This window comes from Bifidobacterium sp. CP2 (assembly GCF_018555635.1).
Lineage (GTDB): Bacteria > Actinomycetota > Actinomycetes > Actinomycetales > Bifidobacteriaceae > Bifidobacterium > Bifidobacterium saguinibicoloris.
The window spans coordinates 182,861-198,363 of sequence record NZ_JAFEJX010000001.1 but is presented as its reverse complement, the minus strand read 5'-3'; the positions used below and the strand labels follow the sequence as shown (position 1 = coordinate 198,363).

Genomic DNA, 15,503 nt, shown 5'->3' with positions numbered 1-15,503 from the left:
GGCACGCACGAGAGACGAGAACGGGACGTCCGGGCGGCATGCGCGCCCCGACCACAGTTTTCACAACCAACGAACACCACAAGGAGACAAACAACATGGAAACGCTCGGCATTGATATCGGCGGCACAAAGATCGCCGGAGGCATCTGCGACGAGGAAGGCAACATCCGCTGCCTGCAGCGCGTGCCCACACCGGAGGATGCCGCCGACATCAACGCCGTCGTGGCCGACATCTACCAACGGTGCAAAAACGAGGGCGACATCAGGTCCATCGGCATCTCGGCTGCCGGCAACGTGGCATCCGACCGACGCACCGTCAGCTTCGCGGCGAACCTGCCGGCATGGAACCAGTACCCGCTTGCTGATGCCATCGAAGATTTGATCGGAGACGGGGTCAAGGTGGTCGTCGAGAACGACGCCAACGCCGCCGGATGGGGAGAATACCGCTTCGGCGCCGGCCGAGACTCCCAGGACATGATCATGATCACCGTGGGCACCGGTGTCGGCGGCGCCATCATCGTCGACGGCCACCTAGCCAGGGGCGCGTTCGGCATGGCCGGTGAGATCGGCCACATGGTCATGGTCCCCGACGGCGAAGCCTGCGGATGCGGCCTGTTCGGTTGCGCGGAGCAATACGCCTCCGGTTCGGCGTTGGAACGGTTCGCATGGTCGGCCGCCAGGCGCCTACCTAACCAATCACAGCACCTGCTCGAAGCATGCGAATACGACCGCAGCAAACTCATCGGCCCCATGGTGCGTGATGCCGCCCAACAGGGGGACCCCACCGCCATCGAAGCGTTCGAACGCCTAGGCGACTGGCTCGGCCGGCTCATGGCCAACCTGTCTGCCGTGCTGGATCCCGACACCTTCGTCATCGGCGGAGGCGTGGCCGAAGTCGGCAGCATGCTGCTCGGCCCCGCCAGCACCGCATTCAACCGATGCCTACAGGCCAGCATGTACCGCCAGCACGCCAACATCCTGGAAGCCAAGGCCGGCGGCAAGGCAGGCATTATCGGAGCTGCCGATCTGGCGAGAGTCGACTAGATGACCAATACTCACGGGAACCGTTTTCGGCCGGTACTCTACGATAAGCGTGGAGTACCGGCCGTCTTCATATCCGCAGCCACGACGGTTGTTGTACTCGTGACCTGTATTGTCGGTGCCTGGCATTCCGCGACGCAAACGACCGCGCAACTGCAGTGCCTGCTGTGAAATATTGTCAGTCGCTTGCGTGACATCCGCCCAAATTTCATTCGAATGAATTTTGACTTTCCGGTCGCTTTGCGATAAAGTGGCACTATTCATGCGAATGTTTTAATTTCATGCGCATGAAAGGCGTGTCATAGTGAGACGACGAAGCGCATCCGCACATTGGAGTGTTTCAACGGCGACGTGTTCGTGACTCGCAATGGAAAACAGGAAGTTCGAAGGAGAATGATGAAACAACGAAGGCGAATCGGCCTCGCATTGACGGGACTTACGGTCTCGATGGCCATGCTAGTCCCAATGAATGCCGCGTTGGCGGCCGATACTGGCATCGTCATCCGTAACAGCGGAGTCCAGGTCACGATGTCCTCGACGGAACACTCGCAGGAGTCAGGCTGGTTCTGGAACCTGACGGATAAGAACGCATCCAAACCCGACTGGACAGTCAGCAATGCAGTATCGGCCAAGGATGCCATCGACCTGACCAATGTCACCGACACCACCGATGAGAACATCACCGACATCTCAGTGGACGACACGAAAACCTATCAGACCATCACCGGCATCGGTACCTCCGTGGATGGTTCCACCGTGGGCAACTGGTGGAAAATGAGCGAATCCAGGCGCGCTGAATTCATCAGGACGCTGCTCGACCCGGTCAACGGCATGGGGCTGACCTCGTTCCGACTGACTATCGGCGCCGCCGACTTTACCGACAAGAACTTCTACACCTACTACGACGCCCCGAATGCCACATTGAACGGCGCGGAACCCAATTGGGACGGCGATGGTATCACTGGATTCAGTATTCAGAAGGACCGTGACGAACACATCATCGACTTCGTGCATGCGCTCCAATCCGAAGCCAAGAACCTCGGCGTCGACATCAGCTTCTTCGCCTCACCGTGGAGCCCGCCAGGGTGGATGAAGACCCCGACCAGCTCCAGCGCATCCTATGCGGACAATGATCTGCTGCTCAAGGGTGGTGACTTCAACAGCGACTACACCGACGACTATGCCAAGTACCTGGTGCGTTACATTGAGGAATACCAGAAGGAAGGTATCCCAGTCTCTGCGCTTACATTGCAGAACGAGCCCCTGTTGGAAATCAACTACCCCAGTTGTCACATGACCGGTATGCAGGAAGCCAAGCTCGCCACCGCCATCAAAAGACAGCTCGCCGCCAGCACTGTGTTGAATGATAGTGAGAAACAGGTTCAGGTCTGGGCGTTCGACCACAACTTCGACGGCGCAGACTCCTACGTGAGCGAGATGAAGCAAAGTCCCGAGGACTGGGCCAACGTGGACGGCATAGCCTTCCATCCTTACGGCGGCAACGCCAGCACGATGGGCGCACTCAGCCAAGCCAACCCGGACAAGTCCATCCACCTGACTGAACGCTCCTGGTGGGGCACCACCGGTGCGAACTGGATGGTCGACTGGTTCCGCAACGGCTCGCAGAGCTACAACAGCTGGGTCTCCATGCTCGACAGCGAAGGCAAGACCCATCATTGGGTCGGGACTCCCGATCCCACCACATTCGTGCAGAACGCGAAGAACCCCGATGACGTGATCAACACGCCCGAAGTGAACCTTATCAGCCAGTTCGGCCGGTACATCCGCCCGGGAGACGTGCGCGTGGACAGTACGGCCGGCTCCCCGGACACGCTCACCAATGTGGCGTTCAAGAACCCCAAGACCGGTGAGGTCTCCATGGTGGTCGTCAACCGAACCGACAAGGAACAGCAATTCAAGGTCGTCAACAATGGTGCACAGTTCGTGTCCAGCGTGCCGGCCAAGAACGTCGCCACTTACCGGTGGCGGCCCATCGACCAGACCAAAGTGAAGGACGTGACCGCCGACCTGACCTTGGCCGACGCCACCCTCGACGGCGCCGGCACCAAAAATGACACCGCCATCACCGGGCTCGACAAAACCAGCACCGTGGAATACCTGGTGAACGTGCGCAGAGCCGGCACTTACAAGGTGGTGTACGCCCTCTCCGCCGCGAGCGGTTCTACACGCAACGCGCCAGTCATGCTGTCCTCTGGCGGCAACGAACTCGGCACGGCGCACTACTCGTCCGACAACGCCGCCATCTCCACCGCCCAGACCACGGTGACACTCGGCAAGGGCATCCAGATTCTACGCGTGGCCTTCCCTGAAGGCGGCGTGAACTATGCCGGCATCGCCTTCACCAAGACACAGGACACCGTAGGCATTCCCGGACGACTCGACGCGACGAACTACACCGATCGCTACGGAGTCCGCATCGCCGACGGCAAGGCCGTTGCGATAGCCGATGGCGATCATCTCGATTACGCAGTGAACGTGCAGAAGACCGACACCTATGACGTCATGGTCAGCGGCACCGGCGCGAACGTTTCAGGGAACGATGCAGAAGCCGTCCCCGATGCGGGCGGTGCCGGCGCGGACTCCAAGACCGAGACAGGCGGCGATTCCACCCGGCAAGAATCCGGTGATGGAACGCCTGATGAGGATTCATCGAAGAACGGCACGAACCAGAAAGGCGGCAACGCCGCCAATCCCGCCGAGCCTTACATGGACGATGAGTCTGAAGAACCGTCGCGCGACAACGGCTCCACCGTTCACGAATCCGCATACGTCACCACAACCACGGACGTGGTCACCGGGCATGTACGTACCGTAGCCGACACCACCACGGCCGACGTGAGCCTGTACTCCGTGGACGGTAATGGCACGGAGACCAAGCTCGGCGACTACGCCTACGGAACAAAGGCCGCTGTCCAGCTCGCCAAGGGCACCGCCACCCTGCGCATCAAGCTCGACCGCGCCGCGCAATCGTTCTCGGCGATGGTCATCGGCAACGCCATCACGGCTGAACAGGAGCAACTGACCGAAGGATCGCTCACCGGCAAAAGCGTCACCCTTACACTGGCCGACGGCCAATTCGTCCAGACGTTTGATCCCGCGAAGTGGACGTTCGACAACGCGCCCCACGGCATCGCATACACCGTCGATCGCGTAAACGATACCACGGCGCGCGTCACCTTCACCACGGAATCGGACGTCGACTTCGATAGCGACATGACCGCCATGATGAACGTGGATGCCAGCCAGTACTCCGGTAAGGCGGGCACCGCAATCAGTGCGCCGATCACGTTCACCGCAGTGAACGACCCTGAATCGCTATCCGCAGGTGAGATCGGCTATCAGGCCAAGTCCGTGGACGTGACCATCACGGGAGGCACCTTCAACGACCACGTCGCCGACGACGGTGTGGTCTCGCTCACCGGCGATATCGCCGCATACGCGACGCTGACAAAAGCCGAACGCAAAGACGCCCACACCATCACCCTTACCCTCGACTGGACCGGGAAAACGCTGTACGGCAGCACCGCCGGCAGCTTGACGGTCGCAGCGAACGGATACGACGACAGCGACGGCCAAGGCGCTTTGTCCGCCGATCTGACCTTCAACGGTACCAACGACATGCCCTCCGGCATTACGGTCGGCGAGCAGGAGGTGACGCTTGGCGGCGAGAACGCCAAGCCATATCGCGGCGTCGAATCGCTGAGCGACAACCAGAAGAAAGGCGACTATCAGGACTACTACCTGAACGTGACCGAGGAAGGCGACTACACCATCACCTTCGGAGTATGGGACAACGGCGCCGTACCGAACGCCATCAAACTCTCCGGAGGCACCGGTTTCGCCACCGACAACCTCGCCAGCATCTCGCTGCCGAACATGTACAACGGCACCGGCGAATACAAAACGGGCCTGCACCTCAAGGCGGGCGGACAGACGCTGCGCTTCGAGCTCAACGCCGAAGGCGCGAGCCTATGGAACATCCGCATCGCCAAAGCAAACGCGGTGAAGACGAACGCCGATTCCCCGGCTACACTGGCACCCTCAGATGTCATCAACGGTTCCACCGACAAGGCATGGGCCATCCAAGGCTCCAACCCGAGCAACATCGGATGGGGCGAGGTCGACTCCTATCAGGATTACCTGGTGAACGTCGCCAAGACCGGCACGTACGTCATCACCCTCGACGCGGCCACCGGATCCGACGGCGCCGTTGCACACATCCAAACAATCGACGGCTCCACGGCAACCGATCTAACGCAGCTCAACGTGCCGAATACCGGCTGGGACAATTACAAGACGCAGACCGCCACCGTGCAGCTGACCCAGGGCGAACACCGCATCCGCGTGCTCACCAAGGGGACCAGTCTCAACTACCGCAGCCTGAAGCTCACCCTGTCCAAGGCGATAACGCCCATCGCCGTCGGTGGTGACACCGTCTCCCTGAACGAAGACAAGACCTCTGACTCCAACGGTAGCCTCAGCAACAACCAGAAGAACGGCAACTACGCGGAATACACGCTGAACGTCGCCGAGGAAGGCGACTATACGCTGACCTACGGCTTCTGGGTGAACGCCAAAGCCGTGCCGAACGCGATCAGGATCTCCGGCTCCGGATTGGAACCGGTATCGGTGAGCTTGCCGAACACCTGGGATGTGGCGAACACCGGAGAAAGACGTACGCGGATCCGCCTCGCCGCAGGCGAGCAGACGCTGCGCGTGGCACTGACCGCCGATGACGCCAGCATCTGGGATCTGCGACTCACCAAAGTCCATGCCACGGACGTCGGCACTGCAACCGGAACCTCCGGCCAGGTGAGACTCGCCACCGATGCGATCATTGGCGGCTCCGACGACAAGGCCTGGGGTCTGCAAGGAACCGGCAGTACGCGTAACGTCGGATGGGGCGAGGAAAATTCCTACCAAGAGTTCTCCATCAACGCCAAGCAGGGTGGAACCTACCAGTTCAGCCTCAACGCCGCCACCAACGACCAGAGCGCATCGACCGTGATCGAAGAGGTCGCGGCGGACGGCACAATCACCGAACTGGCCGCGCTGGACGTGCCCCAATACGGCTGGGACAGCTACGCCACCACCGGCCTGAAGAAAATCCCACTCACCGCAGGCGAACATCTGCTTCGCATCGTGGCCAAAGGAGGCGCGGTCAACTACCGGTACGTCAATCTCACGCTCCAAAGCGCAGACCAACCCACGCCGCCGACAGTGGACAAGACCCAGCTCAACAAGCTGATCGAACAGGCTCAGAACCGTAAGCCCGCAGACGGTAAGCAGTTCACCGCCGAATCGAAGGCCGCACTGGATGAAGCACTATCCAACGCGCTCAAAGTCTCCGCCGACGGCACGGCCACCCAGCAGACCGTTGACGACGCGGCACGGGTATTGCAGTCCGCGCTCGACGGACTGAAGGAGGAGGACAAGCCCACCAAGCCGACCGTCGACAAGTCCGCGCTAGAAGCACTGGTCGAAAAGGCCGAATCGCTGAAGCCAGATGACGGCAAGCGTTTCACCGCCGCGTCAAAGACGAACCTCGATAAGGCTATTGCCGCCGCGAAGTCCATCCTTGACTCGGATAACGCCACAAAGGAACAGGTCGAGGCGGCAAAATCCGCCCTCCAACAGGCCATCGACAGGCTGGAACAGGAAGTCATTCCGTCCAGCGGCAACGGTGCGTCCTCGGATCGCAAGCCGAACACAGCGCTGAGCAAGACTGGCGCGGCCATCGGTGTCGCCTTGGCCGTCGCCCTCGCACTCGTTTGCGGTGGCGTGACGCTTCTGCTAGCCAAGCGCGTCCGCAGCCGCCGTCGCTGATAGGGGAACGGGCGCCCGGAGGCCTGTAAGAATACAGGTCTCCGGGCGTTCCCTTCAGCCGCGGCCATGAGCCGCATCCAAACTCGATATGAATATCCAAACGTTCTATAGATAAGGAACAAGGGATGACCATGCACAACCGTATCCGACGCCGCAACGCAGTGGCGACCACATTGCTTTCGATGGCGATCTCAGCATCGCTGATGTTTGCCGCAGTGCCATTGGCCTCGGCAGACGACGACGGAAGCCCTCATCGGAAACCCGCATCTTCACAGGCGGAACCGGCCGTCACCATGGTGGCCGCCCGGAACGACCGCGTCGCACGATTACTGGCCTCGATGTCCCTGGAAGATAAAGTCGGTCAGATGATGCAGCCGGACACCCGGCACATCACGCCGCAACAAGCCGCCGAATACCATATCGGCTCCATACTGAGCGGCGGCGGTGCCGCCCCGGAATCAGGCAACAGCGCATCCGATTGGGCGAACCGCGCCGATTCCTACCAGCACGCCGTCATCAACGAGACCGGCATCCCGCTGCTGTACGGCGTGGACGCGGTACACGGCCACAACAACGTCGCCGACGCCACACTGTTCCCGCACAACGTCAACCTCGGCCAAACCGGAAACGCCGAACTCGTGAAGCAGATCGGAGCAATCACGGCAAGCGAGGTACGAGCCACCGGCTCCAACTAGGTATTCACGCCCACGCTGGGACTGCCCAAAAACGAACGATGGGGCCGCACCTATGAGGCATACGGTGAGAACGCAGATCTCTCGGCCAAACTCGGCGCCGCCTATATCGAAGGCTCGCAGGCGGGCGAAAGCGGCAGCGGGCTGGCCGGCTCGGACTCCGCCATCGCCACCGCGAAGCATTTCATCGGCGAGGGCATCACCAAAGACGGCGTCAACCAAGGTGACGTGCCTCTCGACTACGACAGCGAAGCATTCCGGAAGATTCTCGACAGCGAACTGCTGGTACCCTACCGGGCGGCCGTCCAGGACGCGAACGTCAGATCGGTGATGGTCTCCTATAACTCCATCGGCGGTGTAAAATGCCACGGCAACGCCGACCTGCTCACCAACGTGCTGAAACGAGGACTTGGATTCACCGGCATCGTCATAACCGACTACAACGGCATCGATCAGATCGAGGGCAACCTGAACTACGCCCAGAAAGTGGCGAAGGCCGTGAACGCCGGCGTAGACATGCTCATGGTGGACGAACACGAGGGAACCCAACCCAAGTGGATCGCGGCACGCCAGGCCGTCATCGACGGCGTGAACTCCGGGGATATCGCCATGGCGCGCGTCGATGATGCGGTGACCCGTATCCTCAACGTGAAGGATGAGATGGGTCTGCTGGAGAACCCACAGCTGGCCTACTCAAATAAGGAACTGCTAGCGCAATTCGGCGGCGAGGCACATCGCGCCGTGGCCCGCGAGGCCGTCGCGCAGTCATTGACGCTACTCAAGAACAGGTCGACCGATGATGGCTCCACGCTGATGGACAGCCTGCCGTCCATGAAGCGCATCGTCGTGGCGGGGTCGTCCGCCAACGACATCGGCATGCAGTCCGGCGGATGGACGATCACCTGGCAGGGGTCGGCTGGCGACATCACCAGCGGCACCACCATCTATGAGGGCCTCAAGACGGCCGGCAAAGAGAACGGACAAACCGTCGATCTCAAGGAAGACGGTTCATTCACCGGAAACTATGATGCGGCCATCGTCGTCGCCGGGGAAAGCCCATACGCGGAATACGCCGGCGACCGCACTGCGGATCAACTAACACTACAGCAGAAGGATATCAATACGATCTCCAGCATCCGCAAAACGCATCCGAACCTGCCCATCGTCCTGGTACTGACCACGGGCCGAGCGCTGACCATCACCGACCAGCTCAAGCAGGTGGATGCGGTGGTCATGGCCGGGTTCCCCGCTTCCGAAGGAGAGGGCGTGGCCGATGTGCTGCTGTCCGCAGATCGGGACTTCAGCGGGCACCTGACGACTACCTGGCCGAAAGAAGCCAACAACATCACCAAGAAATATATCGATCCCAACACGGTACTGTTCCCGTACGGAACCGGGCTGGTCAAAAGCCAAGTGAACTAGTCCGCGAAGGAAACTGGTTGGAAGTGCCCGTGCCAAGTGGGCGGGCACTTCCGTGACATCTGGAATAGGAAGCGGGATTGTTTCTTATGCTCCGTCCTTGACCAATATGGGGAAGGCATGAGAGGATTCTGCCAGAGCCAAGGCTCTCTCCAGTTCAATCTTGGATTCTTCCAGCTTCGAAGTCTGCATGGCGATTTCCAGAATGGCCTGTTGCAACACGTAAGCATCATGCTGATCGGGAAGGAAATCGAAAGCCAACAGATCAGCAATTCGAGTTCTGTGTTCAGGGACGATCCTCTGATAATGATGGTCAGGAAACCGAATGGCAGGATGTTGCCGGTCAGTGTGAGTACATCTGTCTGGCCGCAAGTATGGAGCTTGGCGGTGTCTGTTGTCTGAAGCTCGATATGCTCGAATCCCTGCGGGGGCACTTCCATCGTCCGCCATCGTTCGTCATCATCCGGAAACAAACCGCTGAAACATACGGCATATAGGCTTGTCCCTCGTTTCGACCACAGGAACGCGAAGGAGAGGAACGCCATGCCGTCCAGCTGGACCCACGTCGACAAGGACACCGCCACCGGAATCCCGGTCATGCTCGCGCAGAACGTCATCATCGGCACCGCCCTCACCGTCGGCGCCATCGCATGCTCCGGCTTCTACCTGTCGATGATCGGCAACGTCGCCTCCCTCCTGCCGTGGGCCCTGCTCGTCACGCTCGTGGCCGTCGCCTACACGTACGTCGTGGGATTCGCCCTGCTGTGGTGCGTGGAATCGTTCACGCTGCGCATGCGCGACAAGTTCAAGCCGTTCGCCTACGGCGTCGTCGGCGCGATCGGCTACGGCATATGGGGCCTGTTCGTCATGAGCTCCCTCATGAACTCGCTCGACCAGCCGCTCAACGGCGTGGTGCTCTCCAACGGCGATGTGCTCGCCGTCGCCGCCAACTATGCGGCGTTCGGGTTCGTGGCCTACCTCCTCGGGAAGCTGTACGCGGGCAAGGTCGCCGCGCGGAAGGGCCTCGCGTTCGGCCTGCTCGCCGCACAGCTCGTCCTCGCCGCGCTCGGCCTCGTCGTCGGCGTCATGATGTTCTCCGCCCTCGGCTGACGGGCCGGCGGGAAGCAGACGGTAAGACGGTACAGACGGAAAGGAGACCGCCAATGTTCAGCGTCCTCGACATGTTCACCATCGGCGTGGGCCCCAGCTCCTCGCACACCGTGGGGCCGATGGTCGCGGCGCACGCCTTCGTCGCCTCGATGCGCGACGCCGGCCTCGTCGAACGCACCGACCGCGTCAAGGTGACGCTCTACGGCTCCCTGTCCCTGACCGGCCTCGGACACGGCACCGACCGCGCCGTCATGGCCGGACTCGAAGGCAACCTGCCCGCCACCGTCGACACGCAGCACATGCTGCGGATCCGCGAGACGTGCGCGCTCGACAACACGCTCAACTTCGCCGGCACCAGACGCATCGGCTTCGACTACGACCGCGACATGGTCTTCGACAAGTGGCGCCGCATGGCCGCCCACCCCAACGGCATGCGCTTCCAGGCGTTCGACGCGGCCGGCAGCCTCGTCGACGAACAGGTCTGGTACTCCATCGGCGGCGGATTCATCCGCAAGGGCGCACCCGACGACCTGATGATCGGCATCCACGAGCGTCCGCCGGAGGGCAGCACGTTCGCCGACGAGGACGGCGGCGACTCGGGCACCGACTTCGGTCCCGACGCGCCCTACCCGTTCTCCTCCGGCTCCGAGCTCGTGGCCCTGTGCCGCGAGCATCATCTGAGCATCGCCGAACTCGTCTGGGCCAACGAGACCGCCACCCGCTCGGCCGTGCAGGTCAGGACCGACATCGACAAGGTGTGGCGCGTCATGCGCGCATGCGTCGAACACGGCTGCACCTCCACCGAGACCGTCCTGCCCGGAGGCCTCGACGTGCCGCGCCGCGCCCCGCGCATGTACGAGCGCCTCGCCTCCAACTCCGACGTGCTCAAACGCGGCCGTTCCCGCCGCGACGCCGTCCTCGAATCCTCCGACTCCGCGTGGGTGAACCTGTTCGCGCTCGCCGTGTCCGAGGAGAACGCCGGGGGAGGGCGCATCGTCACCGCCCCCACCAACGGCTCCGCCGGCATCATCCCCGCCGTGCTCCACTACTACTGGCACTTCATGGACGACGCCAACGAGGAGGGCGTCGTCACGTTCCTGCTCACCGCGGGCGCCATCGGCTACCTGTTCAAGCGCAACGCGTCGATCTCCGGCGCGGAGGTCGGATGCCAGGGCGAGGTCGGCTCGGCCTGCTCGATGGCGGCCGCCGGACTCGCCGCCGTGCTGGGCGGCACGCCCGAACAGGTGGAGAACGCGGCCGAGATCGGCATCGAGCACAATCTCGGACTCACCTGCGACCCGGTCGGCGGCCTCGTGCAGATCCCGTGCATCGAACGCAACGCCATGGCCGCGAACACCGCCATCAACGCGGTGCGCATGGCGATGCTCGGCGACGGATCGCACATCGTCACGCTCGACCAGGCCATCGAGACGATGCGCGAGACCGGCGAGGACATGATGGCCAAGTACAAGGAGACGTCCAAGGGCGGCCTCGCCGTCAACGTCGTCGAATGCTGAACACGGGCGCGGCGGCACGTCGCGCAGGGCGGACGGGCCATGCGGGCCGCGCGGTTCGGTGCTAATATGAGCGGCATTATGTCCGTAAGCAGCATGCGTCAAGGAGGCAACCATGGCTGATATGCCCATCGTGCAGGCCGAATTCGGCACCACGCCCGTCATCGAGTTCCCGACCGCCGAACCGCCGGCCGGTCTCAAGGCCGTCGAGATCGTCGAGGGCGACGGCCCGATGGTGCGCCGCGGCGACACCGTCACCGTGAACTACCACGGCGTGGTGTGGGGCGGCGACAAGCCGTTCGATTCCAGCTTCGACCGCCACCAGCCGGCCAGCTTCGGCATCGGCGTGGGCCAGGTCATCAAGGGCTGGGACCAGACCGTGCCGGGCCACAACGTCGGCTCCCGTCTCGTCGTCTCCATCCCGCCGGAGTACGGCTACGGCTCCCGCGGCGTGCCCCAGGCGGGCATCGGCGGCGGCGACACGCTGGTGTTCGTCATCGACATCATCTCCACGCGCTGACCGGACGCACACCGTCCGTCACATGACCGCCGCAGGCGCCGGAGCTCCGATCCGGCGCTTTCGCATATGGCGGCGCAAGGCCGTCCGGCGTCGTCCGACGTCGTCCGGACGGTTATGACCATCCGAACCAACGAGAGGAAAACCGATTATGAGCGAAGAGAAGACCATCCTGCTCACGCAGGAGGCATACGACAAGATGAAGGAGGAGCTCGCCTGGCGTGAGGGCGAATACCGCGACGAGATCCTCTCCAAGGTGTCCGCCGCGCGTGCGGAGGGCGATCTGAGCGAGAACGGCGGCTACCAGGCCGCCCGCGAGGCGCAGCGCGTCAACCAGGGGCGCATCGACGAGCTCACCGTCAAGCTGCGCAACGCCAAGATCCTCACCGCTCCGCCGGCCGGCAAGGTGGGCGACGGCTCCCTCGTCACGCTCGAGGTGATGGGCCGTGAACGCGTCTTCGTGCTCGGCACGCGCGACCTGTCCATCGCCACCGACCATGACATCATCAGCCCCGAATCGCCGATGGGCGCGGCCATCAACGGCGCGTCCGCCGGCGACACGGTGACCTATCAGGCCCCGAACGGCCGCGAGATCTCCGTGACCATCAAGGAGTCCAAGCCGCTGGTGTGAGCCATCGGCCGTTCCGGGCGTTCCGGGTCTCCCGGGCGTTCGGGAAGATATGACGAAGCCCTCCGCATCCCAGTGAGGAGGGCTTCGTCATATATGGGTATAGGGGCCGCCGGCGGACCGTCCGCGGCCGTCAAGCGGCGTCCGCGGACGCTACATCCACAGCGCCACGATCACCATGTAGATCGCCACCATGTGGCAGGCGTATCCGGCCACCGTGCCGCAGTGGAAGATCTCATGGAAGCCGAACACGCGCGGCCATGGATCCGGCTTGCGCAGCGCGTACACGATGGCTCCGAGGATGTAGCAGGCGCCGCCGGCGCACAGCAGGATCACCACGGCGGGGCCGGCGTACGGCGAGGTCCAGAACAGCGCCATGAACGCGAGGCCGTAGATGCCGAACACGATGTACACCACCGTGTACAGCCATCGCGGGGCGTTGATCCAGATCACGTGGATGACGAGCGCCACCGCGGTGCACGCCCACATCGAGATGATGATGAAGTCGCGCCAGAACGGCTGCAGGGCGAACGAGACCGGCGTGTACGTGCCGGCGATGAGCAGGAAGATGTTCACATGGTCGATGCGCCGCAGCACGTCCGTGACGCCGGGGCTCCAGTCTCCCAGATGGTAGCAGGCGGAGTTGGTGAACAGCACCAGGGAGCTCGTCATGAACACGGCGCACGCCCATTTGAGGCCCGCGCCCTGCGCCAGGCAGATGAGCACGATGCCGGCCGCTAGGGACAGCGGCGACGCCACGGCGTGGATCCAGCCACGCATGGCCGGCTTGGGACGTCCATGCACGTCCAGACGGACCTTGCGCGCCACCTTCTCCGGGGGGACGCCCTCCAGCTTCGCGGCCTTGGCCTCGCCCTTGGCGATGACGCGCTTGGCCTTGGCCTCGGCCTTGAGCCGGATCTCCTGCGCCTTGAGCTCGGCGCGGGAGCGCGCCGCGTCCGCCCTGGCCTTGAGCGCCTGCTCGCGCGCGTCGACGACCGCCTGACGCTTCCGTTTGATATCGTCGTCCGTCATCATGTCTGACATCCCCTCCGGACTCGTCCCGGCCCTCCGGCCGTCTTGACGAAAGACTAACTTACGTTACCGTAACTTACGATAGCGTAAGCATGGGCAAAGTCAAGCCCCACCGTCAACGGACGCCCCGCGGCGTCGCCGGCGACGCCGTCCGGAAGGGCGGTCCGCCGGGCCTCGGACGCAAGACCCGTGCCCTGCGTATGATGGAGACCATGGCAGATTTCTCACAGATCCTCGCGACGCGGCCCGACCTCGATGACCGGGACCGCGAATGGCTGCACCAGCTCGTCGCCGACTGGCAGGTGATCGCCGACCTGAGCTTCGCCGACCTGCTGCTCATCATGCAGAACGGTGACGGACGCTACGTGGTGGCCGAACAATGCCGCCCCTCCACCGTCATGACGCTGCGCACCGACGACGTCGTCGGCGACGTCATGCCCGAGGCCATGACCGGCGAACTCGACGCCGCCATGGAATCCGCGGTGGTGTTCCGCTCCACCGTGCTGCGCACCGTCGGCAAATCCACCGTGTGCAACGTGTACGCGCCCGTGCGCCACAACGGCAAGACCCTCGGCCTGGTGGTGCGCGAGACGAACATGGCCACGCGCGAATCCAACGGCCGCTACGAATCCGAAAGCATCAACGCCGGCAAGCAGCTCTACGAGATGATCCCCCGCGGGCAGTTCCCCTACTCGGACTCCGTCATGAGCCAGCGCCACATGGCACGCGTGGCCGACGGCTTCATCGTCCTCACCCTGGACGGCATCGTGCGCTACGCCTCGCCGAACGCGATCAGCTGCTTCCGCCGGCTGGGACTGCTCACCACCATGCAGGGCCACTACCTGAGTGAGCTCGGCGCCGACCTGCTGCACGAACACGACGAGATCGTCGACGAGCAGCTGCCGCTCGTGCTCAGCGGCAAGGCGGCCGTGGACTCCGAGATCACCACGAACCGCTCCGCCGTATCCGTGCGCTCGCTGCCCCTGTGCGACATGAACGGGCGCACCGGCGGCATCGTGCTGTGCCGTGACGTCACCGAACTGCGCCGACGGGAGCAGGAGCTGCAGACCAAGGACGCGGCCATCTCCGAGATCCACCACCGTGTGAAGAACAACCTGCAGGCCGTCTCCGCCCTGCTGCGCCTCCAGGCGCGCAAGACCAAGTCGGAGGAGGTCAAGAAGGAGCTCAAGGAGGCGCAGCGGCGCGTGCAGACCATCGCCATGGTGCACGAGGGGCTGAGCCAGACGGTCGACGAGGTGGTGGACTTCGACAACGTGATCGCCGGACTGCTCAAGATGGCCGTGGACGTGGCCTCCATGAGGGACCAGCATATCGACATCGACTTCGTCGGCAAATTCGGCATGATGCCCGCCCAGGACGCCACGCCGCTGTCCCTCGTGCTCACCGAGCTCATCACGAACTCCGTGGAGCATGGGTTCGAAGGCCGCAAGGAGGGGCGCATCACCATCTCCGTGGGCCGCTCCGGCTCCAACCTCAACGTGGTGGTCGAAGACAACGGCACCGGCCTCGACACCGAGGCGCAGGGCGGCATGGCCCGCTCCTCGGGCTCGGGACTGGGCACGCAGATCATCAACACGTTCGTCACCAACGACTTCGGCGGCACCGTGCACTGGGAGCCGCGTCGCGGCGGCGGCACCCGCGTGGTCCTCGACATGACGCTGCGCGCCGCGCAGTCGGAGTGAC

Annotated in this window: 10 protein-coding genes and 1 pseudogene; 10 read left to right on the top strand and 1 reads right to left on the bottom strand. The window is 63.1% G+C overall.

Going from position 1 to position 15,503, the window contains the following annotated elements; translation table 11 throughout:
* The first annotated feature begins 95 nt into the window (after window positions 1–95).
* The 9 genes and pseudogenes from JS531_RS00755 to greA all read left to right on the top strand — a co-directional run bounded on the left by JS531_RS00755 (window position 96) and on the right by greA (window position 12,770).
* Window positions 96–1,043: an ROK family glucokinase gene (locus JS531_RS00755; protein ID WP_214311242.1), complete on the top strand. Its 948-nt coding sequence runs from the start codon at window positions 96–98 to the stop codon at window positions 1,041–1,043.
* A 474-nt stretch (window positions 1,044–1,517) separates the two neighbouring features.
* Window positions 1,518–6,887, top strand: a complete 5,370-nt coding sequence (locus JS531_RS00750) for a carbohydrate-binding protein (RefSeq protein WP_214311240.1) — start codon at window positions 1,518–1,520, stop codon at window positions 6,885–6,887.
* A gap of 125 nt (window positions 6,888–7,012) precedes the next feature.
* Window positions 7,013–8,218 (top strand): annotated as a pseudogene (locus JS531_RS10890) (glycoside hydrolase family 3 N-terminal domain-containing protein); the annotation flags it as partial.
* 21 nt (window positions 8,219–8,239) lie between these two features.
* The gene (locus tag JS531_RS10885) at window positions 8,240–9,001 is read left to right on the top strand and encodes a glycoside hydrolase family 3 C-terminal domain-containing protein (protein WP_276313065.1); all 762 of its coding nucleotides are present in this window, start codon (window positions 8,240–8,242) and stop codon (window positions 8,999–9,001) included.
* Window positions 9,002–9,118: 117 nt separating this feature from the next.
* Window positions 9,119–9,400 carry a hypothetical protein gene (locus tag JS531_RS00735; RefSeq protein ID WP_214311234.1) on the top strand — a complete coding sequence of 94 codons (282 nt, stop codon included), beginning with the start codon at window positions 9,119–9,121 and terminating at the stop codon, window positions 9,398–9,400.
* Between the two features lie 141 nt (window positions 9,401–9,541).
* A complete protein-coding gene (locus JS531_RS00730) occupies window positions 9,542–10,108 on the top strand; it encodes a cadmium transporter (protein ID WP_214311232.1) in 567 nt (188 codons plus the stop codon).
* Between the two features lie 53 nt (window positions 10,109–10,161).
* Window positions 10,162–11,625, top strand: coding sequence for an L-serine ammonia-lyase (locus JS531_RS00725; protein ID WP_214311230.1), 1,464 nt, complete (start codon window positions 10,162–10,164; stop codon window positions 11,623–11,625).
* A gap of 112 nt (window positions 11,626–11,737) precedes the next feature.
* Entirely contained in the window at window positions 11,738–12,142 is a 405-nt protein-coding gene (locus tag JS531_RS00720) for an FKBP-type peptidyl-prolyl cis-trans isomerase (protein ID WP_214311228.1), read from the top strand.
* A gap of 148 nt (window positions 12,143–12,290) precedes the next feature.
* Complete coding sequence (greA, locus tag JS531_RS00715; protein ID WP_214311227.1) at window positions 12,291–12,770, top strand: transcription elongation factor GreA; 480 nt, start codon at window positions 12,291–12,293, stop codon at window positions 12,768–12,770.
* Window positions 12,771–12,920: 150 nt separating this feature from the next.
* Here the strand turns inward: greA and JS531_RS00710 are convergent, their stop codons facing one another.
* Window positions 12,921–13,799, bottom strand: coding sequence for a hemolysin III family protein (locus JS531_RS00710; protein ID WP_214311644.1), 879 nt, complete (start codon window positions 13,797–13,799; stop codon window positions 12,921–12,923).
* A 212-nt stretch (window positions 13,800–14,011) separates the two neighbouring features.
* Between JS531_RS00710 and JS531_RS00705 the strand changes: the two genes are divergently transcribed.
* Window positions 14,012–15,502 carry a PAS domain-containing sensor histidine kinase gene (locus JS531_RS00705; protein WP_214311225.1) on the top strand — a complete coding sequence of 497 codons (1,491 nt, stop codon included), beginning with the start codon at window positions 14,012–14,014 and terminating at the stop codon, window positions 15,500–15,502.
* The last annotated feature ends 1 nt before the right edge of the window (window position 15,503 follow it).

What these genes read in the sequence shown, in the direction of transcription:
- JS531_RS00755 (WP_214311242.1), top strand. Translation starts at nt 96, where the DNA reads ATGGAAACGCTCGGCATTGATATCGGCGGCACAAAGATCGCCGGAGGC.
- JS531_RS10885 (WP_276313065.1), top strand. Translation starts at nt 8,240, where the DNA reads ATGGGTCTGCTGGAGAACCCACAGCTGGCCTACTCAAATAAGGAACTG.
- JS531_RS00735 (WP_214311234.1), top strand. Translation starts at nt 9,119, where the DNA reads ATGAGAGGATTCTGCCAGAGCCAAGGCTCTCTCCAGTTCAATCTTGGA.
- JS531_RS00730 (WP_214311232.1), top strand. Translation starts at nt 9,542, where the DNA reads ATGCCGTCCAGCTGGACCCACGTCGACAAGGACACCGCCACCGGAATC.
- JS531_RS00725 (WP_214311230.1), top strand. Translation starts at nt 10,162, where the DNA reads ATGTTCAGCGTCCTCGACATGTTCACCATCGGCGTGGGCCCCAGCTCC.
- JS531_RS00720 (WP_214311228.1), top strand. Translation starts at nt 11,738, where the DNA reads ATGGCTGATATGCCCATCGTGCAGGCCGAATTCGGCACCACGCCCGTC.
- greA (WP_214311227.1), top strand. Translation starts at nt 12,291, where the DNA reads ATGAGCGAAGAGAAGACCATCCTGCTCACGCAGGAGGCATACGACAAG.
- JS531_RS00710 (WP_214311644.1), bottom strand. Translation starts at nt 13,799, where the DNA reads ATGACGGACGACGATATCAAACGGAAGCGTCAGGCGGTCGTCGACGCG.
- JS531_RS00705 (WP_214311225.1), top strand. Translation starts at nt 14,012, where the DNA reads ATGGCAGATTTCTCACAGATCCTCGCGACGCGGCCCGACCTCGATGAC.